Annotated in this window: 19 protein-coding genes; 8 read left to right on the forward strand and 11 right to left on the reverse strand. The window is 61.2% G+C overall.

The features are described from left to right. Positions 1-23: 23 nt before the first annotated feature. From urtC to urtA, 3 genes are all read right to left on the reverse strand, one after another. Positions 24-1,103, reverse strand: a complete 1,080-nt coding sequence (gene urtC, locus J5M66_RS22040) for an urea ABC transporter permease subunit UrtC (RefSeq protein ID WP_207809782.1) — start codon at positions 1,101-1,103, stop codon at positions 24-26. Then, a complete protein-coding gene (urtB, locus tag J5M66_RS22045) occupies positions 1,103-2,605 on the reverse strand; it encodes an urea ABC transporter permease subunit UrtB (protein ID WP_207809784.1) in 1,503 nt (500 codons plus the stop codon). The genes urtC and urtB overlap by 1 nt, the downstream gene beginning before the upstream one ends. 237 nt (positions 2,606-2,842) lie before the next feature. Continuing rightward, on the reverse strand, positions 2,843-4,108 hold the full coding sequence (urtA, locus tag J5M66_RS22050; protein WP_016771886.1) for an urea ABC transporter substrate-binding protein: 1,266 nt from the start codon (positions 4,106-4,108) through the stop codon (positions 2,843-2,845). A 300-nt stretch (positions 4,109-4,408) separates the two neighbouring features. On the opposite strand from urtA, the gene J5M66_RS22055 reads away from it, so the two are divergent. Then, the gene (locus tag J5M66_RS22055) at positions 4,409-9,217 is read left to right on the forward strand and encodes a DUF4329 domain-containing protein (protein WP_207809786.1); all 4,809 of its coding nucleotides are present in this window, start codon (positions 4,409-4,411) and stop codon (positions 9,215-9,217) included. Between the two features lie 46 nt (positions 9,218-9,263). Here the strand turns inward: J5M66_RS22055 and J5M66_RS22060 are convergent, their stop codons facing one another. The 8 genes from J5M66_RS22060 to cbiE all read right to left on the reverse strand — a co-directional run bounded on the left by J5M66_RS22060 (position 9,264) and on the right by cbiE (position 17,777). After that, complete coding sequence (locus J5M66_RS22060) at positions 9,264-10,637, reverse strand: PepSY domain-containing protein (protein ID WP_207809789.1); 1,374 nt, start codon at positions 10,635-10,637, stop codon at positions 9,264-9,266. Between the two features lie 150 nt (positions 10,638-10,787). Beyond that, complete coding sequence (locus J5M66_RS22065; RefSeq protein WP_207809792.1) at positions 10,788-12,908, reverse strand: TonB-dependent copper receptor; 2,121 nt, start codon at positions 12,906-12,908, stop codon at positions 10,788-10,790. 84 nt (positions 12,909-12,992) lie between these two features. Then, complete coding sequence (locus J5M66_RS22070; RefSeq protein WP_207817501.1) at positions 12,993-13,439, reverse strand: DUF2946 domain-containing protein; 447 nt, start codon at positions 13,437-13,439, stop codon at positions 12,993-12,995. A gap of 21 nt (positions 13,440-13,460) precedes the next feature. Continuing rightward, positions 13,461-13,940, reverse strand: coding sequence for a copper chaperone PCu(A)C (locus J5M66_RS22075; protein WP_122610392.1), 480 nt, complete (start codon positions 13,938-13,940; stop codon positions 13,461-13,463). 48 nt (positions 13,941-13,988) lie between these two features. Next, positions 13,989-14,387, reverse strand: a complete 399-nt coding sequence (locus J5M66_RS22080; RefSeq protein WP_207809493.1) for a DUF2946 domain-containing protein — start codon at positions 14,385-14,387, stop codon at positions 13,989-13,991. 375 nt (positions 14,388-14,762) lie between these two features. Further along, complete coding sequence (locus tag J5M66_RS22085; protein ID WP_207809491.1) at positions 14,763-15,479, reverse strand: cobalt-precorrin-6A reductase; 717 nt, start codon at positions 15,477-15,479, stop codon at positions 14,763-14,765. Continuing rightward, positions 15,476-16,573 (reverse strand): cobalt-precorrin-5B (C(1))-methyltransferase, encoded by a 1,098-nt coding sequence (locus J5M66_RS22090; protein ID WP_207809489.1) that lies wholly within the window; start codon positions 16,571-16,573, stop codon positions 15,476-15,478. The genes J5M66_RS22085 and J5M66_RS22090 overlap by 4 nt, the downstream gene beginning before the upstream one ends. Then, positions 16,566-17,777 carry a precorrin-6y C5,15-methyltransferase (decarboxylating) subunit CbiE gene (gene cbiE / locus J5M66_RS22095; protein WP_207809487.1) on the reverse strand — a complete coding sequence of 404 codons (1,212 nt, stop codon included), beginning with the start codon at positions 17,775-17,777 and terminating at the stop codon, positions 16,566-16,568. The genes J5M66_RS22090 and cbiE overlap by 8 nt, the downstream gene beginning before the upstream one ends. 225 nt (positions 17,778-18,002) lie before the next feature. On the opposite strand from cbiE, the gene J5M66_RS22100 reads away from it, so the two are divergent. From J5M66_RS22100 to cobJ, 7 genes are all read left to right on the forward strand, one after another. Further along, a complete protein-coding gene (locus J5M66_RS22100) occupies positions 18,003-18,674 on the forward strand; it encodes a hypothetical protein (RefSeq protein WP_125917535.1) in 672 nt (223 codons plus the stop codon). Then, the gene (locus J5M66_RS22105; protein ID WP_207809484.1) at positions 18,598-19,635 is read left to right on the forward strand and encodes a hypothetical protein; all 1,038 of its coding nucleotides are present in this window, start codon (positions 18,598-18,600) and stop codon (positions 19,633-19,635) included. Before J5M66_RS22100 ends, J5M66_RS22105 begins: the two co-directional genes overlap by 77 nt. Positions 19,636-19,687: 52 nt before the next feature. After that, complete coding sequence (locus J5M66_RS22110; protein ID WP_207809482.1) at positions 19,688-20,338, forward strand: hypothetical protein; 651 nt, start codon at positions 19,688-19,690, stop codon at positions 20,336-20,338. Between the two features lie 156 nt (positions 20,339-20,494). Next, positions 20,495-21,793 (forward strand): precorrin-3B synthase, encoded by a 1,299-nt coding sequence (gene cobG / locus J5M66_RS22115; RefSeq protein WP_243433024.1) that lies wholly within the window; start codon positions 20,495-20,497, stop codon positions 21,791-21,793. Further along, positions 21,786-22,412 carry a precorrin-8X methylmutase gene (locus tag J5M66_RS22120; RefSeq protein ID WP_024011415.1) on the forward strand — a complete coding sequence of 209 codons (627 nt, stop codon included), beginning with the start codon at positions 21,786-21,788 and terminating at the stop codon, positions 22,410-22,412. Before cobG ends, J5M66_RS22120 begins: the two co-directional genes overlap by 8 nt. Then, complete coding sequence (locus J5M66_RS22125; RefSeq protein WP_197890667.1) at positions 22,412-23,143, forward strand: precorrin-2 C(20)-methyltransferase; 732 nt, start codon at positions 22,412-22,414, stop codon at positions 23,141-23,143. The genes J5M66_RS22120 and J5M66_RS22125 overlap by 1 nt, the downstream gene beginning before the upstream one ends. Continuing rightward, a complete protein-coding gene (gene cobJ / locus J5M66_RS22130) occupies positions 23,143-24,843 on the forward strand; it encodes a precorrin-3B C(17)-methyltransferase (protein WP_207809480.1) in 1,701 nt (566 codons plus the stop codon). Before J5M66_RS22125 ends, cobJ begins: the two co-directional genes overlap by 1 nt. Positions 24,844-25,114: the final 271 nt, after the last annotated feature.

Raw genomic sequence — 25,114 nt, forward strand, 5'->3', positions numbered from 1 at the left:
GAATTCAGCACTCGCTGTGACTCTCATTGTTCACCTCGTTTCTTCAGCAGACCGATCACGCCCTTGGGCATGTACAACGTCACGACGATGAACAGCGCGCCGAGGAAGAACAGCCAGTATTCCGGGAAGGCCACGGTGAACCAGCTCTTCATGCCGTTGACCACGCCGGCGCCGAGCAGCGGCCCGATCAGCGTGCCGCGCCCGCCAAGGGCGACCCACACCGCCGCTTCGATCGAATTGGTCGGCGACATTTCGCTGGGGTTGATGATGCCGACTTGCGGCACGTACAGCGCTCCGGCGAGACCGCACAGCACCGCACTCAGCACCCAGACGAACAGCTTGAAACCGCGCGGGTCGTAGCCGCAGAACATCAAACGGTTTTCCGCATCGCGCAACGCCGTCAGCACCCGACCGAACTTGCTTTGCGCCAGGCGCCAGCCGATGAACAGGCTCGCCACCAGCAGCAACACCGTGGCCAGAAACAGCACCGCGCGGGTGCCCGGTTCGGTAATGCCGAAGCCGAGGATCGTGCGGAAATTGGTGAAGCCGTTGTTGCCACCGAAACCGGTCTCGTTGCGGAAAAACAGGAGCATGCCGGCGAAGGTCAGGGCCTGGGTCATGATCGAGAAATACACGCCCTTGATCCGCGAACGGAAGGCGAAAAAGCCGAACACCAGCGCCAGCAGACCCGGCGCCAGCACCACCAGACACATGGCCCAGATAAAGCTGCTGGTGCCGGTCCAGTACCACGGCAATTCGCTCCAAGACAGGAAAGTCATGAACGCTGGCAAGCCATCGCCGGCTGCCTGCCGCATCAGGTACATGCCCATCGCGTACCCGCCGAGGGCGAAGAACAGACCGTGGCCCAGCGACAGCAGGCCGGCGTAACCCCAGACCAGATCCAGCGCAAGGGCGACGATGGCGTAGCAGAGGATTTTGCCGACCAGGGTCAGCGTGTAGGCCGAGACGTGCAGGGCATTGTCTGGCGACAACAACGAGAGCAGCGGCAGAACGATCAGCAGCGCGAGGATCACCCCGCCGACCGCGAGCGTGGCTTTCGGCCCGGCCTTTTGTGTGGCCGTGACTAACAGAGGCTGGTTCATCAGTCGATCACCCGTCCTTTCAGTGCGAAGAGGCCTTGCGGACGTTTCTGAATGAACAGAATGATCAGCGCGAGGATCAGGATCTTGCCGAGCACCGCACCGATCTGCGGTTCGAGAATCTTGTTGGCGATGCCCAGGCCAAATGCCGCCAGCACGCTACCGGCCAATTGGCCGACGCCGCCGAGCACCACCACCAGGAACGAGTCGATGATGTAGCTCTGGCCAAGGTCGGGACCGACGTTGCCGATCTGGCTCAGCGCCACGCCGCCCAAGCCGGCAATGCCCGAGCCGAGACCGAAGGCGAGCATGTCCACGCGCCCGGTCGGCACGCCGCAGCAGGCGGCCATGTTGCGGTTCTGGGTAACGGCGCGCACGTTGAGGCCGAGGCGGGTCTTGTTCAGCAGCAGCCAGGTCAGCACCACCACGAACAATGCGAAAGCGATGATGACGATGCGGTTGTACGGCAGCACCAGGTTCGGCAGCACTTGAATGCCGCCGGACAGCCACGCCGGGTTGGCCACTTCAACGTTCTGCGCCCCGAACAACAAACGCACAAGCTGGATCAGCATCAGGCTGATGCCCCAGGTCGCGAGCAGCGTTTCCAGTGGTCGACCGTAAAGGTGGCGGATGACCGTGCGCTCCAGCGCCATGCCAATGGCGGCGGTGACGAAAAACGCCACTGGCAGCGCGATCAGCGGATAGAACTCGATGGCCTGCGGCGCGTAACGCTGAAACATCAACTGCACGACATAGGTCGAGTAGGCGCCGAGCATGAGCATCTCGCCGTGAGCCATGTTGATCACCCCGAGCAGGCCGAAGGTGATCGCCAGACCGAGGGCGGCGAGCAGCAGAATCGAGCCCAGCGACATGCCGCTGAAGGCCTGGCCGAGCACTTCGCCGATCAGCAATTTGCGCTTGACCTGCGCGAGGCTGGTTTCGGCGGCGGTGCGCACGCCGGCATCGCTTTCCACGCCCGGTTCGAGCAGACCTTCAAGGCGCGTGCGTGCCAGCGGGTCGCCGGTTTCACCGAGCAACCGCACCGCTGCAAGGCGCACCGCCGGGTCGCTGTCGACCAGTTGCAGATTGGCCAGCGCCAGGCTCAAGGCGGCATGCACGCTTTCATCTTTTTCCCCAGCGAGCTGCCGGTCGAGAAATTTCAGCTGCGCGGGTTTCGCGCTTTTCTGCAACTGCTGCGCGGCGCCCAGACGGATCTTGCTGTCAGCGGCGAGCAATTGATGGCTGGCCATCGCGGTGTCGATCAGACCCCGCAGGCGATTGTTCAGGCGCAGGGTTTTCGCTTGGCCGTCGATCGTCAGCTCGCCTTGTTGCAGGGCGTTGAGCAATTCGATACGCGCCGGATCGGGCTGCGCGGCCCAGGCTTCCAGCAGTTTGGCCTGTTGCATCGGATTGGCCGCGACGAAGTCTTCGGCATCGCCGGCGTGGGCCAGGAGTGGCAGCAACAGTGCGATGGCACAGATAAATCGGAAAAGGGCAGTGGGCATAGTCAGTCGCCTTGACGCGGACATTGTGGGAGCGAGCCTTTGTGGCGAGGGGATTTATCCCCGCTCGGCTGCGAAGCAGTCGTGATATCGGTCGACGCGATCGATCTGATACACCGCGACTGATGGCGTTGGGGCTGCTTCGCAACCCATCGGGGATAAATCCCCTCACCACAAAGGTCCGCTCTCACAGGGAATTGCATCAGCCTCACGCCAGGCGCGAGACTGACATCCGGTGACTCAGTTGCTCTTCACCGCATAATCCGGCTTCTTGTCGTTGCCCTGAATGTACGGGCTCCATGGTTGCGCGCGGATCGGGCCTTCGGTCTGCCACACGACGTTGAACTGCCCGTCGCTCTGGATTTCGCCGATCATCACGGGCTTGTGCAGGTGGTGATTGGTCTTGTCCATGGTCAACGTGTAACCGGACGGCGCAGCAAAGGTCTGCCCGGCCAGTGCTTCGCGCACTTTGTCGACGTCAGTGGATTTGGCTTTCTCGACCGCCTGCGCCCACATGTGGATGCCGACGTAGGTGGCTTCCATCGGGTCGTTGGTCACGGCTTTATCGGCGCCCGGCAGGTTGTGTTTCTTCGCGTAGGCTTTCCAGTCCGCGACGAATTTCTTGTTCGCAGGATTCTCCACCGACTCGAAGTAGTTCCACGCCGCGAGGTTGCCCACCAGCGGTTTGGTGTCGATGCCGCGCAGTTCTTCTTCGCCGACCGAGAACGCCACCACCGGTACGTCGGTGGCCTTCAGGCCCTGGTTGGCCAGCTCTTTATAGAACGGCACGTTGGAGTCGCCGTTGACGGTGGAGATGACGGCAGTCTTGCCGCCGGCGGAGAATTTTTTGATGTTGGCAACGATGGTCTGGTAATCGCTGTGACCGAACGGCGTGTAGACCTCTTCGATGTCCTTGTCGGCCACGCCTTTGGAATGCAGGAACGCGCGCAGGATCTTGTTGGTGGTGCGCGGGTAGACGTAGTCGGTGCCGAGCAGGAAGTAGCGCTTGGCGCTGCCGCCTTCTTCGCTCATCAGGTATTCAACGGCGGGGATCGCTTGCTGGTTCGGCGCGGCGCCGGTGTAGAAGACGTTCGGCGACATCTCTTCGCCTTCGTACTGCACCGGGTAGAACAGCAGGCCATTGAGCTCTTCGAACACCGGCAATACCGATTTACGCGACACCGAGGTCCAGCAGCCGAACACCACCGCGACCTTGTCCTGGGTCAGCAGCTGTCGGCCCTTTTCGGCGAACAGCGGCCAGTTGGAAGCGGGGTCGACCACCACCGGCTCGAGCATCTTGCCGTTCACACCGCCCTTGGCGTTGATCTCGTCGATGGTCATCAGCGCCATGTCCTTGAGCGACGTCTCGGAGATCGCCATGGTCCCGGACAACGAATGCAGAATCCCGACCTTGATGGTCTCGGCGGCCTGGACAGTCCAGGTCATGCCCATCGCGGCAATGGATGCCGTGAGTGTGAAAGCCTTGATCAAACTGCGACGCTTCATTGTGCGATCTCCATGAACATTCGATTTTTTCTGGTTGGCAGATGCGGACGACTGAAGGTGTGTTTTGCAAAGGCTGTGCCCGGTCGCGTTCAGGCAAGAAAATGTCGTGCCAGAGCGTTTGCGCGCTGAGGGCGTGCACCAGGAGGGGACGGTACTCGGATGGTGGTGCGTCCAGTTGCGCCAGATTGGGGCGCAGCTGTCGCGCAGATGCGGATACAGAAACGATAAACATGTACCACAGCAGGTGAAAACCGACGGCCCACACTCACGCGCTCATCCCGATTCTCAGCGCAGGTTTTTATGAGTCATGTCTCAGGCCGATCCGGTCGTACCGCAAGTTCTTCAGCAACGTTCAAGCTGCCGCCACTGAGCCCGGCCTTTCTGACTGAAGAGGACGCCGCCTATTGGGTGCACACGCGGATTCCACTGAACCCGGACAAAGAGTACGGCAGCGTGATCCTGCTGCGTCCGGACGGGAAATTGCTCGCCACTTCTCCCATCGCCGGGCAAGCCACGGGTTTTGACTTCGGCACAATTGTGCAGACCGATGTCCTTGGCGGCATGCTTCATCCGCTGGGCTACCGGTGCGTCGCCAGCGTTCACAGCCATCCGCCGATCCATGCCGAGTTCCGCAATGGCAATCGGCGTCAGGATGAAACGCTGCTCCGGCTGTTCATGAGTTTCTATTCAGGCGGCGATTTCATTGGCGATGTGTCGGCGCGGGATTTTTTCCGCAGCGCTTACCTTTCAGGCCCGGATGGCAGCTTGCTCAAATACGTCTCGAGCGGCTCGCCCGAGGAGCGCGACTACTTTCTATGGCAGCAGTCCGGCGGGCCGTCGGGCCATCCGGCGGGGGCCTATGACGTGATGGCGGTGATCAACAAACTGGCGACCGTGGGTGAACTAAAAGTGATTGTTTCGAATGCCGACTGGGGCTACTCGGTGGGGCGCGTACCTGCGGACTGGAAGGCCGGCGCGTCGTTTTCAAAGGGTGCAGTCACCGAACTGCCGCTGATGACCCGTGTCTGCGTCAATGCCGAACGCGCCGTGCTGGCCGCTTTGAAATCCAGAGGCGCGCAAACGACGGGCCTGATATTGAAAAAATTGGTTGGCGAGGAGTATGTGGCCACCCATGCGCGGCCGGCCGGGCTCGCCGCTTGGGATCCTGAGCGAATATTTCCGGTTGATGCCCAAGGGCAATTGCAGCTGCCCAAGGGGTATTTGCTGGAGGGCTTTTACTTCGCCTCGCGACCCGACCCGGCACAGTTTCCACCTGGCCAGCCGTGGCTCTACGAGAACTTCTTCACGCCCCGGGAGATCGCCTGGGCTATCGAAGCGAATGCCCGCAGCCAACATCTGGCGCAAGCAGGGCGTGCGTTGTCGCTGTACATGCGGGCGCAGGATCATGCGATGTTGAAGTACCGCTTCAGCGGCGATTCGATCGAAGCGGCACTGAGCGTTACGCAGTCGGACGGCACGGTCAGTGACAATGGTGTGCAGGCAAGGCTATTGGCCGGCACACTGGATACCCGCGCATTTGTTTCGATGCTGGTACTGGCCGGGACCCTGGAGGTCGTGCGCGGCAGTGCGTTGTGGGCGCATCTGGGGCCGGTAGATCTGCAATGGCAGCCCTTCGCCAATTTCCCCTGGCCGCGATTGAGCCGGGCTTTTCTGGCGGCCGATGATGCGGTTCGCCATGCCCATGAGCTCGTGGGCATTCGCCGTGATCAGCAGTACGCGGGGTATGTTTTTCAGCGTAGCGACAAGCGTTTCGTGGTGACCGAACCCTTGCCCGGGGATATCGATACGCTCAGCCAGGGGCGGCTTTATCCTCTGGACAATCACGGTCGGCCGGTGTTTCCAGACGACCACACCATGCATGCGCGTTATGTCGCTCACGTTGCGCTTTCGCAACTTGACCCGGTGCATATCCGGTATCTGCGCTGGACCCGTGCCGAGGCTCTGCTGAACGTGCAGATGCTCAACGTTGACGAGCTGCGGCAGACCCTGGTCGACGGGATCGCTCTGTATTGCTCTGGTGCCGGTGACAGCCTGATCAGGTTCCAGCCCTACACCACCATCGTCGCCAGGGAGCTGGCCAGACGCCTCGGCACTGGCAAGCACCCGGGCGAGCTAGCCAGTGCGCTGCGCAACGGCACTGAACGGCCACAAGCCTTTGTGCGTGAACAGGCGCAGGCCGGCGTCTTGTTCAACCTGATCGATCACGCACTGTGGGGCTATCGCGGGCAAATCGGCGCTGACTGGAGCCTGCCAGTAGCGTCAGTGGCTGAACCAGGCGAGTCTGAGCCGCCGCTGCCGACGTTACCGAAACCGTCATTGCCAGATCTTTCTTTGCAGCCATATCCGCCAACGCAAGTGCCTGCGCCTGGCGCTACAACAATGCCGTGGAAGCGTCCTGCGAGGATTTTCTTTGGTGCGGTGTTTTCCTCGGCGGACGATGCAGCACTGAGTCAATCCAGTACTGACGTGCATTTGCACGACGAGAAGAAAACCTGGTTCGGCTTCATTCTCAAGCACGTGGGGCGGGAGGAATACATCGCCAGCGAGCTGATACCCGTCAGCGATAGCGGCACCAATCTGTTTCGTCAGGAGTCGGTGTTCAGTTCCAGCAGGACGGCTCCCTGGTATCAGTACCCGGATGGCTTCGACCTGCATGCCGTGTATTACATGCACCAGCGAATCGGGGAAACCTTGCGCCATCCCCAGGACTGGCTCGCGCATTACTTCGTCACGCCAGAGACGCTGACCGTTGCCATGTATCTCTCCGAGCGGCGCCCGGTCGTCGCCACTGGCCGGCACAGAACTTTGTATATCGCCACTGGTGATGGTGCTCTGCTCAGGTATGTGTTCAACAGCTCCAGCAAGTTGTTCTACGACGACAGCTCGCAGACGACGCTGCAAACGCTCAAGGACGATCTCGCTGCGCAAAGGCTGTTGCCATCCGACTTCGTGCACACCGTGGTCGAGAGTGGTCAACTTGACGTGCTGCGTACGAGTCTGTGCTGGGACCGGCCGGGTTTGGTAAAGAAAACCTGGCAGCCTTACGCAAATCTGCAGCGACGCGCCCTGGGGCCGGTTTTTCACAGTGCCGACGATGCGGCGGTGCATGCCCGATCGCTGTTGCCGCAGAGCACCGACAAGCTCTATGGCGGTGCCATTCTGAAACGCTCCGACGGCCTCTATGTCGCTACCTTGCCGATTGAAGTGACACGCGAAAATTTCGACAGTAGCGAGATCATCGCCGACGAGACTCGCGCTGCCGGACTGTTTCCAGAAAATTGCCGGATCGTTGCGCGTTACCGCTCCAGAGTCCCGAGGGAGCTGTCGGTAGCGTTTTCGGCCATCGACAAACAGATCTACTTGAACATGCTGTCGGTCGACACCTTGTACTCGGCATTCACGCGCAAGCCTGTGGTCTGGGATGAATACCTGTTTGCGCCGGACGGTGCGACGATTCGCTATCAGCCTGGGTTGTGGGAGCGTCTGCGCGCCGATCTGTCGATTGCCCTGACGGCAAGCAATAGCCTGCCCGCATCACTGGATGGCGAGACCATCAAGCAGCGCCTTTACAGCGGTGAATTGAAACCGATCGACTGGATCGACTCGCTCGCCAGAACAGGTTATTTGCAGGTCGTCACCGGCAGTGACCTGTGGGGCCTGCCCCGGCAAGTATCGCGCTGGGTGCCGTTCTCCGCCGATCTGCAGATCGTGACGGATTACAGCAAAGCCGCTACTGCGGCGGTGTGCAGCCCGTTATTTCTTCAGGCAGATGCGGCCGCTCGATATGTCCATGAGCTGGCGGTGAGCCGCGATATGCAGACTTTCGGTGTCATCCTGCGCTCGGCCGGCGGTGTGTTTCTTGCCAGTCTGCCGCTGACTGCACAACGATCTGCGCTGGCGCTGGATCGGATCTTCGAGCACGGGCGACTGCCATCAGGCTTTCTGCTGGATTCGATTTATCTGCGCGCCGTCCTGCCGCCGCTTGGCGCACGATCCACGGATATCCGGCATGTGCTGATCATGCCCAGCGAAGTCCAGCAGGCGTGTCGACGGGCCAGTACGCCACAGGGTTACAAGCCGATCTACTTCTCCTGCGCCGACGGAGCGCTGCTGAGGCTGCAACTGCACGCGTTCGAGCCCGGTACATTCTTCGACCGGTTCGGGCAAGTGGAATTGCGCCCCAACGCTTTTGTGTCAATGGAGCAGGCGGCGATTGATGAACGCAACAACAGCAAGGGCACTTTCAGCCTTGTCGAATACGTAAATCGGATGGCGCGAGCCGGTGACCTGCATGTCATTGAAACCAGCGCCTGCTGGTCTCGCCGTGGTCGGGTCGAGGAGGGCTGGCAACCGGGTCTGGCCGAGATATCTCGTGAGCGCCACTGGCAAAATCATCCGGTTCCGGCGCTGGGACCGATCTTCCAGCATCCCGACGATGCTGCCCGCTATGCCCAGCAACGGACCGACAATGAAATACTCGCTCGGACCGGTTATGAGGGCGCGGTTCTCGGGGAAAACTCCGGCCAGCGCTTTGTCCCGCTGGAGCCTGTTGCGTGGTTCGCCAACGAGGAAAATCTTCGTCTGCGTCTTTTCCGTACTGCCGAGGACCCTGCGACCGACTGGCGCCGACCGGCACCGCGCTTCCCTGACGGTTATGCCGTCGTGGCCAGTCATCAATTCAGCCTGTCGGGCAATACCTTGCTGGTCGCTGACAACGAACAGATCCGCAGTAATTTCGCCGAACCCGCGCTGGTGTATGCACACACCCACGAGTTGAAAAACCAAGGTTTCGATATTCGTGGGTATTACTACTCCACGCCCGGCCATGAGTTGCTCAAATACACGCCAGTGTACTCAGACGCCGAACGGGATCTGCTGCTGACCCGTTCGGTCGTTTATGAAAACGGGCAATGGGTCAGCCGCCTCACGCCTGGGCAATTTGTCTCCCGACTCCTGCAATTGGGCGAATTTCAGGTGTTGGTGGCAGGCGCGTATTGGCGCCATACCGGGCACCTGGGCAGTGGTTGGCGAACCCGTCGGCAGCAGCCGACGGCCGAAGGTGCCGTGCGAATCAGAGATGAGTTGTAATTCGAATGCCGAGTCGAGCGCGGGCCACTGAGCCCGCGCCACACTATCAGCGCGGTAGATCGACGGTGCGCCGGGCGACTCGTGGCAAGACGAACCGGTCAAGCAACCACACGAACAGCAGCGAAGCCCCCACCAGTGGAAACACCACCGCCAGCACCAGCATGATCGCCACGCCGGTTTTCCATGTCGGTAAATCATGGCGCAACGGCGGCACGCCGAACTTGCCTTCGGGGCGGCGTTTCCACCAGATCACTACACCACTGACGGCGCTGAGCAGAATCATCAGGCAGATCAGCAGCACGACGATCTGGTTGAAGGTGCCGAACATCTTGCCTTCGTGCAGCATCACGCCGATTTCGGTAGCGCGAGCAACGGTGCCGTAGTGCTCAAAACGCACATCGGCGAGGACCTTGCCGGTGTACTGATCGACGTGCAGGGTGGCGTCGTTGCGCGGGTCATCGGCGAATACGGCAATGGTGAACACGCCGGTGGCGGTGGTCGGCAGGGTGATGCTGTAGCCGGGCTCGACCTTGCGCTCACTGGCGATGTTCTGCACATCCTGCAGGCTGACTTCGGGTGCAGCGGGGCCGGCGTGGGCGGTGCCGTGATTCATGTGTTCGGCGTGGTCGCCGGACATCGGCATCGGTGTGTTTTCCATCGCCCATGGCACGGTCTGGCGGGTCGCGCTGTTGAGGCTGCGTGCCTCGATGTCGGAGGTCGGCACGTTGTCCCACATGGCGGCTGGAAACACGTTCCACACCTGCGCGTATTGCTTGCCCCAGAAACCGGTCCAGGTCATGCCGCTGAGCAACATCACCAGCAGCAATGTCGCGCCCCAGAAACCGGTAACCGCATGCAGATCGCGCCACAACAGCCGACCGCGACTGCTCAGGCGCGGCCACAGGATGCCCGCCGCCTGACCGCGTGGCCACCACAGAAACAGCCCCGACACCACCAGCACCACGCCCCAGCCAGCGGCCATTTCGATCAGGCGATCGCCGACCGTGCCGATCATCAATTCGCCGTGGATCGCACGGGCGATGGCTTGCAGATTCTGCTTGGCATCCTGCTCGCCGAGGATGTCACCGTGGTACGGATCGACGAATACGTTGAGTTCGTGACCCGCGTTTTTCACCACGAATTGCGCGCTGCGCTCGGCATTCACCGGCGGCAGGTACTGAGTGACCTGGCCTTGCGGATAGGCAGCTTTCACCCGTTGCAGCAAGTCATCGGCTGGCACCGTGTGGTGCCCGACCGGTACTTCGAGCAGGCTGCTGTACATCAGCAAATCGAGCTGCGGTTTGAACAGATAAATGATCCCGGTCAGGGCCAGCATCACCATGAACGGCGCGACGAACAGCCCGGCATAGAAATGCCAGCGCCAGGCCAGGTTGTAGAAATTGGGTTGAGGCTTTTGCATCACGTGTGCTCCGCTTGGCTTGGTTCTTTTCGTTGTCTGTTTACCTGTGGGAGCGAGCCTGCTCGCGAAGCGGTTGTTCAGTCGATATCAATGCCGACCGTGGCGCCGTCTTCGCGAGCAGGCTCGCTCCCACATGGGTAGGTGTTGGTGTCAGAAACTCATATCCACTTTGGTCCAGAGCGTGCGCCCCGGTTCATTAATTGCCTGTGGGTCATTGGCCGGGTAACCGAACCCGGCGTTGCCAGCCAGGTTCAGGTGCTCGGCGTAGGCTTTGCCGAACAGGTTGTCGACGCCGCTGCTGACCTTCCAGTGCTGGTTGATGCGGTACGCGCCGTTGAGCGAGAACACGCCGAAGCCCGAGCTCTGGGCGTAATCCTTGCCGACCACGTTGCCCTTGTTCGCGTCGATGCGGTGCTGCGCGGCGACCACTCGCCAGAGTGCGCCGGCGCTCCAGTTGTCTTGGCTGAAGGTCAGGCCGAAACGCGCATCCAGCGGCGGCATCTGCGGTAATGTCGAGCCGTCACTGCTGTTCTTGCCCCAGGCATAGGCCAGGGTCGCATCGGCTTTCCAGTTGTCGGTCAGGTTGTAGGCAGCACCGAGTTCGCCACCCATGATCCGCGCGTCGATGTTCTCGGCGCGCGAGGTGCTCATGCCCATCATTCCCGGCGTGTAGTCGAACAGGATGTAATCGCGTACCACACCGATGTAACCCGAGGCCCAGGCTTCGAGGTCGGCGCTCTTGTAGTTCACGCCGAAGTCGAACTGCGTGGTCTTTTCCGGTTTGATCGAGTCGAACGCATTGACCGATCCTGCCGGGCCGGACTTGGGCGAAAACAACTCCCAGTAATCCGGGAAGCGTTGCGCATGGCCGAGGCCGGCGTAGAGCGTGGTCGGGCTGTCGGCGAGGTCATGCTCGTAACGGATGAAGCCGCTGGGCAGGGTGTCGGCGCGGGTGTCGTCGGCGGTCGGGTTGGGGCGGGACATCATCCCCGACCCGGTGGTCTGCCGGTAATCCTTCGCCGAAGCATGGTCGACACGGGCGCCAGTGATCAAGCGATCACGCTCGGCGGCGTACCAGGTCATTTCGCTGAACACGCCGTAGTTATGGAAATCGGCGTCCTTGCTGTACGGCAGGTCCTTGTAGGTATCGATGCCCATTGAGCTGCGCTGGCGGTGCTCGTTGGTCTGTGCGTCGAGGCCGGTGATCAGCTGAACATCAGCCCAGCGCCAGGTTGCTTTGATCCGTGCACCGAGGGTCCGGCGGTCGACGTTGGACGCCATGGGCCCTGCCATCATCCCGGTGCCGGACGGGGTGCGCAGGGTGTAGTTATCCATCACATGGTCGGCGTAGTTGTAATAGACCTGTGCCTCAAGTTTTTCCAGCACCTCGCTGATGTTGGATTTCTCGAAACGCAGGCCGAGGCTTTCGCGCAGGAATTGCGAACCGTCCATGCCGCGCCCGGCATACCGCGCCTCGCCGTCGCCCTTGCCGGCGGTGAGTTCGATCAAGGTGTCGGCATCCGGCGTCCAGCCTAGTGCGACATCGCCGTTCCACTTGTCGTAACGCGAGGCGACGATGTCGTTGTTGCCATCGCGGTAATCGTCGGAATGCGCGGTGTTGCCGATGACTCGCACGTAGCCCAACGGACCGCCGGCAGCCGCGTCGACAACCTTGTCGAAACGCCCATGCGAGCCGGCCAGGATGCTGGCGTTGACGCGAGTGCCGAGTTCGCCGAAGTTCTCCGGCTCACGGTCGAACAGCACCGTACCGGCCGATGCGCCCGGCCCCCACAGGACCGTCTGCGGGCCTTTGATCACCGTGAGCTTGTCGTAGGTTTCCGGCGAGATGTACGAGGTCGGCGCGTCCATCCGGCCAGGGCAAGCGCCGAGCATCATGCTGCCGTTGGTGAGGATATTCAGGCGCGAACCGAACATGCCGCGCAGCACCGGATCGCCGTTGGTGCCGCCATTGCGCACCAGAGCGAAGCCGGGAATGGTCTTCAGGTAATCGCCGCCGTCACTGGCCGGCACCGGTTGGCGCGGATCCTTGGGGTTGGTGACGATCGTCAGTGGTGAGCTCGGGGCGATGGCAGTGATCACCGTCGGGCTCAGTTGATTTCCGTGGCCGGTGTGATCATCAGCCAGCGCCAGCGGTGTCAGCAGTACGCCGCAAAGGACGGCAATCGCGTGCCTGCAACGAATCCGCGATTCATTCAGGGCAAAGTGCGCGCGGGCAGATTCCGCGCAGGGGACAGCAGTAAACCTGGACATGACAATTTCCATCGAACAGTCGTAAACACCACGGCCGGCAGCCTGGCGCTGTCTTCTCAACCGTGTGCAATCAGAGGTGCGTGTTTACGTGGCGATGGGCGGGGCGCGGGTGCGGGCGCCGGGGAAGAAGGGTTGGCGGGCATGGCCCAGACGCGGGGAGGGTGGGGTGAAGGTGTTCGGTGGCGGGATGTTGAAGGCGACGAAATCGCCGCCGCCGGTCAGTGCCGGGCAGTTAAACAGCAGGCTGCAATAGCCGCATTTTTCCCACAGCACGTGATGCGAAGATTGCGGCGGGCAATGCTCGGCCGCAGGCTGGGCTGCATGGCCGCTGTGATTCATGCCGGGCATGTCCATCGACATGTCCATGCTCATTGGCATCGACGTCGAGGCGTGTTGATCCATCGGCATCGACTGAGAAATCAGTGGACCGATGAAAATCATCAGCATGGCGAACAGGGCGATCCAGCTGCCACGCGTCAGCGCTTGAGTCTGACGGTGATGCGGGACGGGCCTGGCGCGCAACGGACGCATGGGCGAAGTCAGCCGGGTCGGTTACTGAGCGTGGACGTGGCCCTGAGCGGATTCCGGCGCTTTCTTCTGCACGGCAACTTCAACGCTGACGTCACCGGCCTTTTCGAAATGCAGGGTCATCGGGAAACGCTTGCCGTCGCTGAGCAGACTGCGATCGCTCGGGTTGAGCAGCATCACGTGATAAGCCATCGGCGCGAAGGTCACGGTGCCGCCGGCGGGGATTTCCACGCTTGGCACTTGCTGCATCTTCATCAGATCGCCCTGCATCACGTGCTCGTGCAACTGCGCTTGTGCAGTGATGGGCGAGTCGACGCTGAGCAGGCGATCGGCGCTTTTGCCGGTGTTGTGGATAATGAAGTAGGCGGCGACGGTCGGCGCATTCGGCGGCAGTTCCTGCGACCACGGATGGGCGATTTCCAGCGCACCCGCCTTGTATTCATGGGCATGGGCGAAGCACGCCGGCAACAACAGCGCAGCGAGGACGAAGAGTTTCTTCAACATGGCAGTTCTCCAGAACGATTTGAAACGCGGATTTGTGGCGCGAACAAATCAGACCAGAGGGGAAGCACGGGGATTGAGACTCGGCCATTGCTGGCGCGGCGTCGGGGTTTGCAGGGAGGTGGGCGCAACGCTGCGGTTGCTTTCAAATTGCGCGAAATACAGCTGCGGCGAATGCCCCGGCAGCGCCAGCAATGGCGCCCCACCTGAGCAACACCAGCAGTGCTGCATGTTCGAATGGCTGTCGTTCTGCGGAGCCTTCTGATCCGTGGCACCGATGTCGATCGCCACCATCTTCATTCCGGTGCCGGTGCAGAAACTGCTCCAGAGTATCTGCTCGGCCGGTGAACTGGCCGCCTGCGCCATCGCCCCGCTCAGCGGCATGGCGAGCATGTTGAACAGCACTGCAAGGCAGGCGATCCAGGCAAATGCTAACCGGCGTCGGTTCATGGGACAGGTCCGTTGGGTGGGCGATCAGGCGCGGCCCATTTAGCCTGATCAGGGCCGATAAGTAAAAAAGCGTCGTGCGGTTTGGTGTCGCAGTGCTTGCTGCAAAAGTTGCAACAGTCTGCGCCCCGTTTCGATTTCGCCGTTGTGAATGAGTGTAGCGGCTTCGATTCGCAATGCCTGGGCGAAATCCGCATCGGTCTCTATTCGTGCTCGTATGGTCTGCATAACGTCTCGACCCGCTGCTCGGTTAAGTTGCCCATCGTCCGAATCTTCCAGTTCACAGCCCTTGATGTATTGGCCCAGATCCGCTGGGGTTTTCAGGTAGTCCCGAACGTCTTCGCGAGCAGGCTCGCTCCCACAAAGGGCCGTGCCGATTCAGTGGGAAAGGGCGGCGAGGACTTCAGCGACTGATTCAAACTCCTGATCAACCCCCGGCAACCCCGGGCGCTTCAACACCAGCACCGGCACTCCCCGCTCACGCGCCACCTCCAGCTTCGGCTCAGTCGCGCTGCTGCCGCTGTTCTTGCTGATCAGCACATCGATCTGCCTGCGCTCGAACAGCGCTCGCTCGTCTTCCAGCAAAAACGGGCCGCGTGCGCCGATCACTTCGCAGCGTGGGTTGCCGGGATAGACGTCGAGGGCGCGCAGGGTCCAGAACTGGTGGGTGGGGATTTCGTCGAGGTGTTGCAGCGGTTCACGACCGAGGGTGAACAGCGGGCGGTGGAACGGTTGCAGCGCTGTGATCAGTTCGGCCCAGTCACTGACCTCGCGCCAGTCATCGCCTGCTTGCGGCTGCCAGGCGGGGCGGCGCAAGGCCCAGCAGGGAATGCCGGCAAGCTGTGCCGCGCGGGCGGCGTTGGCGCTGATTTGTGCGGCGTACGGGTGCGTGGCGTCGAGCAGCAGATCGACACCTTCATCGGCGATGAACTGCGCCAGACCCTCCGCGCCGCCATAGCCGCCGACCCGAACCTGGCAGCGCAAATCGCTCGGCACCCGGCCAACGCCGGCGAGGCTGTAGATATGTTGTGGGCCTAGCGTGCGGGCAATCGCCAGCGCTTCAGTCACGCCGCCGAGCAACAGGAGCCGTTTCATGCAAAACCTCCGGCGTGGCCGACAATCCCGCCCTGACGATCAATGGCAAACACCTCGACCTGGATCTGCGCCGGCACTACGCTGCGAGCGAAATCCAGCGCATGGCGACAAACCTCATCCCCCAAAGCAATGCCCGCCGCACTCGCCATGGCCAAGGCTTGTTGGCTGGTATTGGCTTCGCGAATGCCTTGCTGCAACGCCGGGTCCGCGCCAATCGCCGCCGCCCATTCGGCCAGCTGCGGCAAATCGATGCTCGAATGCCGCGAATGCAGATCCATATGCCCGGCGGCGAGTTTGCTGATCTTGCCGAAGCCGCCGCACAGGCTGAGTTTATCCACATGCACTTTGCGCAGATGCTTGAGCACCGCACCGACGAAATCACCCATCTCGATCAGGGCGATTTCCGGCAGGTCATAGACCCGGCGCATGGTGTCTTCGCTGGCGTTGCCGGTGCACGCGGCGATGTGCAGATAGCCGTTGGTTTTCGCCACGTCGATGCCCTGATGGATCGAGGCGATGTAGGCGGCGCAGGAAAACGGTCGGACGATGCCGCTGGTACCGAGGATCGACAGGCCGCCAAGAATGCCCAGCCGTGGATTCATGGTTTTCAGCGCCAGTTCTGCGCCGCCCTCAACATTGACCGTGACTTCGAAGCCGCCGCCGTAGCCGGTTTCGGCGGCGAGCAAGGTCAGGTGATCGCTGATCATTTTGCGTGGCACCGGATTGATCGCCGGCTCGCCGACGGCCAATACCAGACCTGGTCGGGTCACCGTGCCGACGCCGACACCGGCGTTGAAGCGAATTCCCGGTTCGGCTGACAGGCGCACCTGTGAGTAAAGCAGGGCGCCGTGGGTGACATCAGGGTCATCGCCGGCATCCTTGATCGTACCGGCTTCGGCGCCGTCTTCGCTCAGTCGGCAGAACTCCAGGCGCATCTGCACCTGTTTGCCCTTGGGCAAAGTGATGTGCACCGCGTCGGCAGCGATGCCGGTGAGCAACAGGCGCGCGGCGGCGAGGCTGGTGGCGGTGGCGCAGCTGCCGGTGGTGAGGCCGCTGCGCAGGGGCGCGGGTTGTTCGGCGGTTTCGTCACGCATCGAGGGGTTTGACCAGTTCCAGCAGGGTGATCGGCAACGCCTGACGCCAGGTGTCGAACTCGCCGAGCGGTTGCGCCTGGGCGACATGGATGCGCGTCAGCTCACCGCCGTATTGTTCGCGCCAGTGCATCAGGGTGACTTCGCTTTGCAGGGTCACGGCGTTGGCCACCAGACGGCCGCCGGGCTTGAGCCGGTCCCAGCAGGTTTCGAATACACCCTCACGGGTGACGCCGCCGCCGATAAAAACAGCGTCCGGCCGTTCGAGGTTATCCAGTGCTTGCGGCGCCTTGCCACGAATCAGTTGCAGGCCGGGTACGCCCAGCGCATCGCGGTTGTGTTCGATCAATTGCTGACGGCCCTCGTCGGCCTCGACCGCCACGGCACGACAGCTCGGGTGCGCACGCATCCACTCGATGCCGATCGAGCCGCTGCCGGCGCCGACATCCCAGAGCAGTTCGCCGGGTTTCGGCGCCAGGCGGGCGAGGGTGATGGCGCGCACGTCGCGCTTGGTCAACTGGCCATCGTGACGGAACGCCGAATCGGGCAAACCGGCGAGGCGCGACAGGCCGGTAACACCGGGGTCGGCCAGGCACTCGACAGCGACGACGTTGAGGTCGGCGACCGCCGCATCGCCCCATTCGCTGGCGCTGCGTTCGATACGTCGTTCGGCGTCGCCGCCCAGATGTTCCAGAACAGTCATGCGACTTGCGCCGAAACCACGCTCGCACAGCAATTGCGCAGCGGCTGCCGGGCTGCTGCCGTCATTGCTCAGCAGCAACAGACGCACGCCGCTGAACAGATGCGCATTGAGTGCCGCCAACGGACGCGCCACCAGCGACACAACCGTCACCTCCTGCAACGGCCAGCCCAGGCGCGCCGCGGCCAGTGCGCAGGACGAAGGCGCGGGAATGATCGCCATTTCGGCGCTCGGCACATGACGCGCCAGACTGGCACCGACGCCGTAAAACATCGGATCACCGCTGGCCAGCACGCAGACCGGCTCGCCCCGCGACTCGAGCACCGGCGCGAGGGAAAACGGACTCGGCCACAATTGCCGCTCGCCGCCGATGCACGGCGGCAGCAGATCCAGCTGACGCTGGCCGCCGACGATCCGCGAAGCGCCCATCAGAGCACGCCGGGCGTTCTTGCCCAGGCCCTTGAAGCCGTCTTCACCAATACCCACAACGGTCAGCCAATCGCCCATTTCATACTCCAGATCCTGCGTCCAGCGAAGCGGGCGACATGATAACGCGACAATCGATAACTGGCTGCTGTCCTTTTTTCAGGAGCGCCGACATTGAATGTTTACGTTGTTTTTTGTGATTTTTCGAGTTCTTCACAAGTATTGAATCGGCGTTCCGCTGAAAGTACTTGTGAATATCTGGAAGGTACTTTTTTAGTAAGTTGAATAATCGAATGGATAATTGAAATGAGCAATGTTTTGAACAGTATCTCGGCACTGCCCAACCAAGGCAGTGCGACAGTGATGGGGAATAATCTGTTGTCCTTCTTTTCCGGGTTGACGCCGGAAGACAAACGATTCGTCAAAGACAGTATGCGCTGGGCAGAATACAGAGCCGATTTGCGTCATAACAGAAACAGTGAGCCAGCTGCTTGGTTCGAATATTATTCTGGGGTGCTTTGGTCTGTCGGCTGGAGCCTTGAGCAGGCTCCGGTAATCCATGTTGACAAGAACTTTACCGGCAATGCGCTGGACGTCTGGGCGCGATCCTTGTCGCAACAACTAAGTCGGGAAAAAGTCGGGCTAATGAAGGAAGCGTTCCATATGCTTGAGACACATTCGGACGCCATAGACGTATTTAGAGGCAGCGCTCGGGAGTGGAGCGATTTTCGTTTTTCTCCTGCTCAATACAATTTCAATAGGGAGTTGGAGATTGTCGTCAGTAATGTTCGCTTGCTTGATGCGAAGTGGTCCTCTACCTATTTGTTCTGGACTATTCAACATACGGGTTCGGAGCTTGATATCCGCTCCAGGCGCTTTTTGATCAGGTCTGCCGCGATAAATGAAAATCGGCTTCAGTTGGCTGCTGCAGTGCTTGATATGCGCACGCGTGAAATTGAGTTGGCTCGGGGCGCTTGATGTTAGTTGTACAGCTTTGTTTGATGGTTTGTATGACGGTCTGAAATTAAATGCATGGATTTTCGATTTGATTAACTCCGGTGCTGTGGCTAGTTTGTTTTCCACACCAAGCCGGTGTTTTAACCATGAAAGGAATCCATTTATGACTGAGCTGAATAAAGATGTAATGCCCGCTGTTGAGCGGTTTAGTTTGATTGCACAAACCAATGACTTTATCGCTGCGCAGCCAGTGCTGCGTTCGCGTTCGGCAAGTGTTGGCAGTAGCTTGCCGATTGATAAAGATGAACTGAATGCTGCAATCATGGGCTCGGGTATTGCAGGCTTTGATGCAAGCATGTCCAAGCGCAGCAAGCGAATCGTTAAAAACACCTACATGTATGCCGATCTGGTTGCCTTGCTCAAATATCCGGCGTCCAACCAAAAAGAACAGCGCTATAACGAGTTTATGCGATTGATGAAACTGGCTGGCTGGTTTGCTTTCAGCCAGCCTTATAATCGATATACCGCTACTTCGCAAAAGCTGACCATGGACAATGTTGTCCTGTCTGTTCTGCATACCGCTGTTGGTGCTGCGGTCGGGCAGGGCCAGGCAGCCCTTAAAGTATTGTCCTCTGTGGCAGATGCGACCATGGATGCGCTGAAAAATGAACCACAGGCCCTGACGCTGTTCGAGAACAACTCGAAGAAAGCCGAAGGTGGCAACTTTTGCATGAGTGCGGCTTCGCAGGATGATGAAGGTGGTATCACCCTGGCAATCGCTGCTGTGCAATATCTGGCTTCGGCTCAACCTACCAAAGTACTGTTTGTAGAATGGGCAACATCTGCTGTGGAGATTTATAACGCCGGCGCCACGATGTATATGGATGAGGAAGACTATGCAATGGTAGAACCATTGATTGTCAAGGCTCTGACTGAGCAGCGTGAGAAAGCGCTCAGCTACGAATTTGGCCAATCGGTCTGAAAGTGATTAATGCCAGAGGCGCAAGCCTCTGGTTTTTTTGTGGGAGATGCAAATGTTCGCGATTTCGAAGGTTTTCGTATGCGCAGGGGCACTAGTGCTGGTGAGTAAAGAGCTGTCGGCATCTGACATTGATGACAGTCTCGATGCGCTGCTTTATTCACAAACGGTCGCCTCGCATAAAGTTCCCGATGCTGTTGAATGCGATGCATGGAATGACGCCAATAAAACGGCTTTGAAAGTCACCGGTGCTTTGTTTTTCGACGATCCGGTTATCAGCGCGCCGGTCACTACGCCCGATACTTTTACTCTGCTGGAGTTGACTCAAGATCTCTTGCAAGGATGGTCGCCGGCAGTTTTGAACCAACAGGTAATTGCCAATCTGACCTCGCAACTGGAGAGCAACGGTGCGGCCCTTGAGTTGCTTCAGCGAAATATTCTGCAAGAGGGCAAGTCGATTCGCTTCATGCTTGGCAGCGTATCTGCGGAATCGACGCTTACGATGGTCGTCATTTCGTTTGCCGTCAAAGAGCCTGTTCCGGGCAATGTGCTTGAGCGACGCTTCAATGCTGAGCAGATAGTGGGCAACCTTGCTGTTGATTGCTACAAGGCTCTTATAGATGCCGATGATTACCGTTTCTCGAGAGCCAGGATTATTGCGTTATTGGGTGAGCGGCGCGAAAAGCAGATTATCGCCCTGACCTGAGAGCGCGGCAGAGGCAACAACTGAAGCCTGCCTGCCCCACCGGTCGAGACAGAGGGCAGACTTTTCATACCGGTGGGCAAAGCAGGCATAATACCGCGCCTTCGCCCGCGAAGCGCTTCTGCCACACAACTGGTCAGCCCCTTGAACGAACGCCCGATGTCCACTGCCTTACGCCCCTCGGCCTGCCCGGGGTTGCTGCGTATCGTCCAGGCACTGGACGGCGGTATCTGCCGGATCAAGCTTGATGGCGGTTCGATCAGCGCGGATCAGGCCGATGCGGTGGCCGCTGTCGCCGAAGCGTTTGCGAGCGGTGCGATCGAAGCGACCAATCGCGGCAACCTGCAGATTCGCGGCATCGGTGCGCAATCGGCGGCGCTGATCGAGCGCTTGCTGGCCGCTGGCCTCGGGCCAAAGAACGCTGCCGGCGACGATGTGCGCAATCTGATGCTCAGCCCGGCCGCCGGCATCGATCGGCAGATGCTGATCGACACGCGCTCGCTCGCAGGGCAAATCCTCGACACCTTGCAAAGCCATCCGCGCTTCCATGAGTTGAGCGCCAAGTTCGCCGTGCAGCTCGATGGCGGCGAAGCGCTGGCGATGCTCGAACATCCGCACGATCTGTGGTTGTCGGCATTCGAGCGTGACGGCGAAGTCCTCTGGGCATTCGGTCTGGCCGGTTGCCCGACCGATCGCCCTCTTGGCGCTGTGACTCAGGACAACGCTCACGCGCTGGTGGTCGCCGCGCTGGAACTGTTCCTCGACCTGGCCCGGCCAGAGCAAACACGGATGCGCCATCTGCTCGATGAGTTGCCCAGGCTCGCGTTTCTGGAATCGTTGCGCGAGCGCGTATCGCTCAAGGCAATCAGCAATTGGCAGCGCCCGGCGTCGGCAGACGCGCTGCACATCGGCGCTCATCAGCAGAACACGCAAGGCCGCTGCTACGTCGTCGCGGTGCCGCCACTGGGCCGTCTCGATCCGGCGATGCTGCGTGGCGCGGCGCAACTGGCCCGACAGTCTGGCGATGGCAGTCTGCGCTTCACGCCGTGGCAGAGCCTGCTGCTGCCGAACGTGAAAGCCACGGATACCGACAACGTGCTTGAGCAGTTGCGGGCGTTGGGTCTGTTGACGACCGAGGCCGAACCACTGGCTCGCCTGATCGCCTGCACCGGCGCCGATGGCTGCGGAAAAGGCCTTGCCGACACCAAACAGGATGCCCGGCAACTGGCACCTTTGCTGCCCGCAGGGCTCAGCGTGCACCTGTCGGGCTGCTCGCGCTCCTGCGCCGCCGCCCATTGCGCGCCAGCCACGCTGCTGGCGGCCGCCCCCGGTCATTACGACCTCTATTTTCGCGATGCAGCACAGCCCGGATTCGGCACGCTGCACGCCTGCAACCTTACTATTGAAGCGGCCGCGACCCTGCTCGACGCCCGCTCCCGGAGCCCCCTTGATGCTTGATTACATCCGCGACGGTCAGGAGATCTATCGCAACTCCTTCGCGATCATTCGCCGCGAGGCCAATCTGGCGCGCATTCCCGCCGATCTGGAAAAACTGGCGGTGCGGGTGATCCACGCCTGCGGCATGGTCGAGGCCGTCGACGGTCTGCAATTCTCCGAGGGCGCGGGCAAGGCCGGGCGCGATGCTCTGGCGGCCGGTGCGCCGATTCTCTGCGACGCACGGATGGTCTCCGAAGGCGTGACCCGCGCGCGTCTGCCGGCCAATAACCAAGTGATCTGCACTTTGCGCGACGACAGCGTGCCTGAGCTTGCCCGTGAGCTGGGCAACACCCGCTCGGCCGCCGCGCTGGAACTGTGGCGCCCGCACCTTGAAGGCAGCGTGGTGGTGATCGGCAACGCACCGACCGCGCTGTTCTACTTGTTGGAAATGCTCGACGCCGGCGCGCCAAAACCGGCACTGATCCTTGGCTTCCCGGTCGGCTTCGTCGGTGCTGCCGAGTCGAAAGCGGCACTGGCCGCCGACAGTCGCGGCGTGCCGTTCGTGATCATGCAGGGTCGCCTGGGCGGCAGTGCCATGGCCGCCGCCGCCGTCAATGCCCTCGCCACGGAGATCGAATGATGGAGGCCAAAGGACGTCTGATCGGCCTCGGTGTCGGCCCCGGTGATCCGGAACTGATCACCGTCAAAGCCTTGCGCCTGCTGCGCGAATCGCCAGTGGTCGCGTATTTCGTGGCCAAGGGCAAGAAGGGCAATGCGTTCGGCATCATCGAGGCGCATCTGGTCGAGGCGCAGAATCTGCTGCCGCTGGTCTATCCGGTGACCACCGAGGCGTTGCCGGCGCCGCTGTCCTATGAACAGGTCATCAGCGATTTCTACGACGAAGCCGCTGTGGCGGTCGCCGAACACCTGGATGCCGGCCGCGATGTGGCGGTGATTTGCGAAGGCGATCCGTTTTTCTATGGCTCCTACATGTACCTGCACGACCGCCTCGCCAGCCGTTATGAGGCCGAAGTCGTGCCCGGCGTGTGCTCGATGCTCGGCGGCGCTTCGGTGCTCGGCGCGCCGCTGGTGTATCGCAATCAGAGCCTGTCGGTGCTTTCCGGCGTGCTGCCCCATGAAGAATTGAAGCGGCGTCTGGCCGATGCCGATGCGGCGGTGATCATGAAACTGGGGCGCAACTTTCCCAAGGTGCGTCAGGTGCTGGAAGAACTCGGTCTCGCCGAGCGCGCGCTGTATGTCGAGCGCGCGACCATGGCCAATCAGAAGATCGTGCCGATGGATCAGGTCGAGCCGATGTCCTCGCCGTACTTCTCGCTGATCATCGTCCCGGGCGAACGGTGGCAAGGTTGATGAGCCAAGCGACTCCCGCCATCGTCATCCTCGGCCAGGGCAGCCTCGCCACGGCGCGGCGCATTCAGCAGGTCTATCCGGCGGCGCAAATCCATGGCCTTGCCGGACGGGTTGAAGGCGCCGACAGCCGCTATGAGGAATTCGGCGCGACCCTGCGCGCGTTGTATCAACAGGACACGCCGATCATTGCCCTGTGCGCGGCCGGCATTGTCATTCGCACACTGGCGCCGCTGTTGCTGGAGAAAGGCGCTGAACCCGCTGTGCTGGCGGTGGCCGAAGACGGCAGCGCGGTGGTGCCGTTGCTCGGTGGCCTCGGCGGGGTCAACGTCATGGCCCGGGAGATTGCGGCGGCGCTGCAAGTCGCGCCGGCGATCACCACCAGCGGCGAATTGCGCTTTGGCACCTGCCTGCTCAATCCGCCGAGCGGCTATGCACTGGCGGATCTGGAATCGGGCAAACGCTTCGTTTCCGACCTGCTCGCCGGGCACAGCGTGCGCATCGAAGGCGCGGCGCCATGGCTGGATCAGGCGCAGTTGCCGCAGGATCCGCAGGCGCAGCGGTCGATTCATGTGAGCAGTGCGCAGCGGGTGGCCAGTGCCGATGAATTGCTGATCTACCCGCGCAGTGTGGCGGTGGCGGTGAGTGCTGAGGTGGCGGATCTGCCGAACGCCATTCGCACTGCGTTGCAACAGGCCAGCGTCGCCGTGCCGGCACTGGCGTGTCTGGTGGCAGCAGACGCTGAAATGGCAGCATCGAATTTGCGCGAAGCTGCGCTCGAGTTGGGCGTGCCGCTGCGCTTCGTCGCGGCGCAAAACGATCTTCAGACGTTGGCCCGGGTTGCAGTGCCTGCGGCGAAGGTGATCAGCGCAGAACATCTGGCGATCGCGATTGCCGAGCAACCGCTGGACGTCGCGCAGATCGGCCGCCCGCGTGGTCGCCTCGCGGTCATTGGCCTTGGCCCCGGCGCCGCCGAACTGATGGTGCCAGCGGTGAAAGCCCAACTGGCCCGCGCCACCGATGTGCTGGGTTACGAAACCTACGTACGGATGGCCGGCCCGTTCCGCGATGATCAGGTGCAGCACTGCACCGACAATCGCGAAGAAATGCAGCGTGCCCGCCATGCCTTCAGGCTCGCCGCCGAAGGCCGCTCGGTGATCGTGGTTTCCTCGGGCGACCCGGGCGTGTTCGCCATGGCCGCTGCGGTGCTCGAAGCCCTGCACGAATCTAACGATCCGGCCTGGCACAGCGTTGATCTGGAAATCCTCCCGGGCGTTTCCGCCTCGCTGGCCACTGCGGCTCAGGCCGGTGCGCCGCTGGGCCACGACTTCTGTGTGATGTCGCTGTCGGACAACCTCAAGCCGTGGTCGATCATCGAGAAACGTCTGGATCTGGCCGCCGAAGCGGATCTGGCCCTGGCGTTCTACAACCCGATTTCCCGGGCGCGCCCGTGGCAGTTGGGCCGGGCGCTGGAGATCGTTGCGCAGCACCGCTTGCCTGAAACACCGGTGGTGCTCGGTCGGGACATCGGCCGGCCGGGGCAGACGCTGCGCACCACGACCCTGGGCGCATTGACACCGGAACAGGTGGACATGCGCACCATGGTGTTGATCGGCTCTTCGACCACCTGCACCTTCGCCCGTGCCGGGGGCGGTGAATGGGTGTACACGCCGCGTTGGTATGGTGAAAAACCGCTGTCCTGAAAAACCCTCCGCTCATGCAATTCTCAGCGACGGGAAAGTTTGAGCGGTTGTAAGTCCGATTGAAGTTTCAATTGTTTTCCACCAGCAATAAACAATGGTCATGTCCCACAGGGCAGGGCCATTTTTTATGCCCGACGGTCGCGCCGGTCCGCTAATTATTTCGCTGCCGTTACAGCGTAGTGCTCCGGTGTTATCAGATATTGCCGGTGACAAGCTTTGTATTCCTTGTTGTTTGTGTGGCGCGTATTCGCCCACTAGGGTGCTGTGTTCA

This window comes from Pseudomonas sp. 67(2021), from assembly GCF_017491835.1.
Classification (GTDB): Bacteria; Pseudomonadota; Gammaproteobacteria; order Pseudomonadales; family Pseudomonadaceae; genus Aquipseudomonas; species Aquipseudomonas atacamensis.

Coding starts and splice junctions, on each gene's coding strand:
- urtC (WP_207809782.1), bottom strand. CDS start 1,103: ATGAACCAGCCTCTGTTAGTCACGGCCACACAAAAGGCCGGGCCGAAA.
- urtB (WP_207809784.1), bottom strand. CDS start 2,605: ATGCCCACTGCCCTTTTCCGATTTATCTGTGCCATCGCACTGTTGCTG.
- urtA (WP_016771886.1), bottom strand. CDS start 4,108: ATGAAGCGTCGCAGTTTGATCAAGGCTTTCACACTCACGGCATCCATT.
- J5M66_RS22055 (WP_207809786.1), top strand. CDS start 4,409: ATGAGTCATGTCTCAGGCCGATCCGGTCGTACCGCAAGTTCTTCAGCA.
- J5M66_RS22060 (WP_207809789.1), bottom strand. CDS start 10,637: ATGCAAAAGCCTCAACCCAATTTCTACAACCTGGCCTGGCGCTGGCAT.
- J5M66_RS22065 (WP_207809792.1), bottom strand. CDS start 12,908: ATGTCCAGGTTTACTGCTGTCCCCTGCGCGGAATCTGCCCGCGCGCAC.
- J5M66_RS22070 (WP_207817501.1), bottom strand. CDS start 13,439: ATGCGTCCGTTGCGCGCCAGGCCCGTCCCGCATCACCGTCAGACTCAA.
- J5M66_RS22075 (WP_122610392.1), bottom strand. CDS start 13,940: ATGTTGAAGAAACTCTTCGTCCTCGCTGCGCTGTTGTTGCCGGCGTGC.
- J5M66_RS22080 (WP_207809493.1), bottom strand. CDS start 14,387: ATGAACCGACGCCGGTTAGCATTTGCCTGGATCGCCTGCCTTGCAGTG.
- J5M66_RS22085 (WP_207809491.1), bottom strand. CDS start 15,479: ATGAAACGGCTCCTGTTGCTCGGCGGCGTGACTGAAGCGCTGGCGATT.
- J5M66_RS22090 (WP_207809489.1), bottom strand. CDS start 16,573: ATGCGTGACGAAACCGCCGAACAACCCGCGCCCCTGCGCAGCGGCCTC.
- cbiE (WP_207809487.1), bottom strand. CDS start 17,777: ATGGGCGATTGGCTGACCGTTGTGGGTATTGGTGAAGACGGCTTCAAG.
- J5M66_RS22100 (WP_125917535.1), top strand. CDS start 18,003: ATGAGCAATGTTTTGAACAGTATCTCGGCACTGCCCAACCAAGGCAGT.
- J5M66_RS22105 (WP_207809484.1), top strand. CDS start 18,598: ATGAAAATCGGCTTCAGTTGGCTGCTGCAGTGCTTGATATGCGCACGC.
- J5M66_RS22110 (WP_207809482.1), top strand. CDS start 19,688: ATGTTCGCGATTTCGAAGGTTTTCGTATGCGCAGGGGCACTAGTGCTG.
- cobG (WP_243433024.1), top strand. CDS start 20,495: ATGTCCACTGCCTTACGCCCCTCGGCCTGCCCGGGGTTGCTGCGTATC.
- J5M66_RS22120 (WP_024011415.1), top strand. CDS start 21,786: ATGCTTGATTACATCCGCGACGGTCAGGAGATCTATCGCAACTCCTTC.
- J5M66_RS22125 (WP_197890667.1), top strand. CDS start 22,412: ATGGAGGCCAAAGGACGTCTGATCGGCCTCGGTGTCGGCCCCGGTGAT.
- cobJ (WP_207809480.1), top strand. CDS start 23,143: ATGAGCCAAGCGACTCCCGCCATCGTCATCCTCGGCCAGGGCAGCCTC.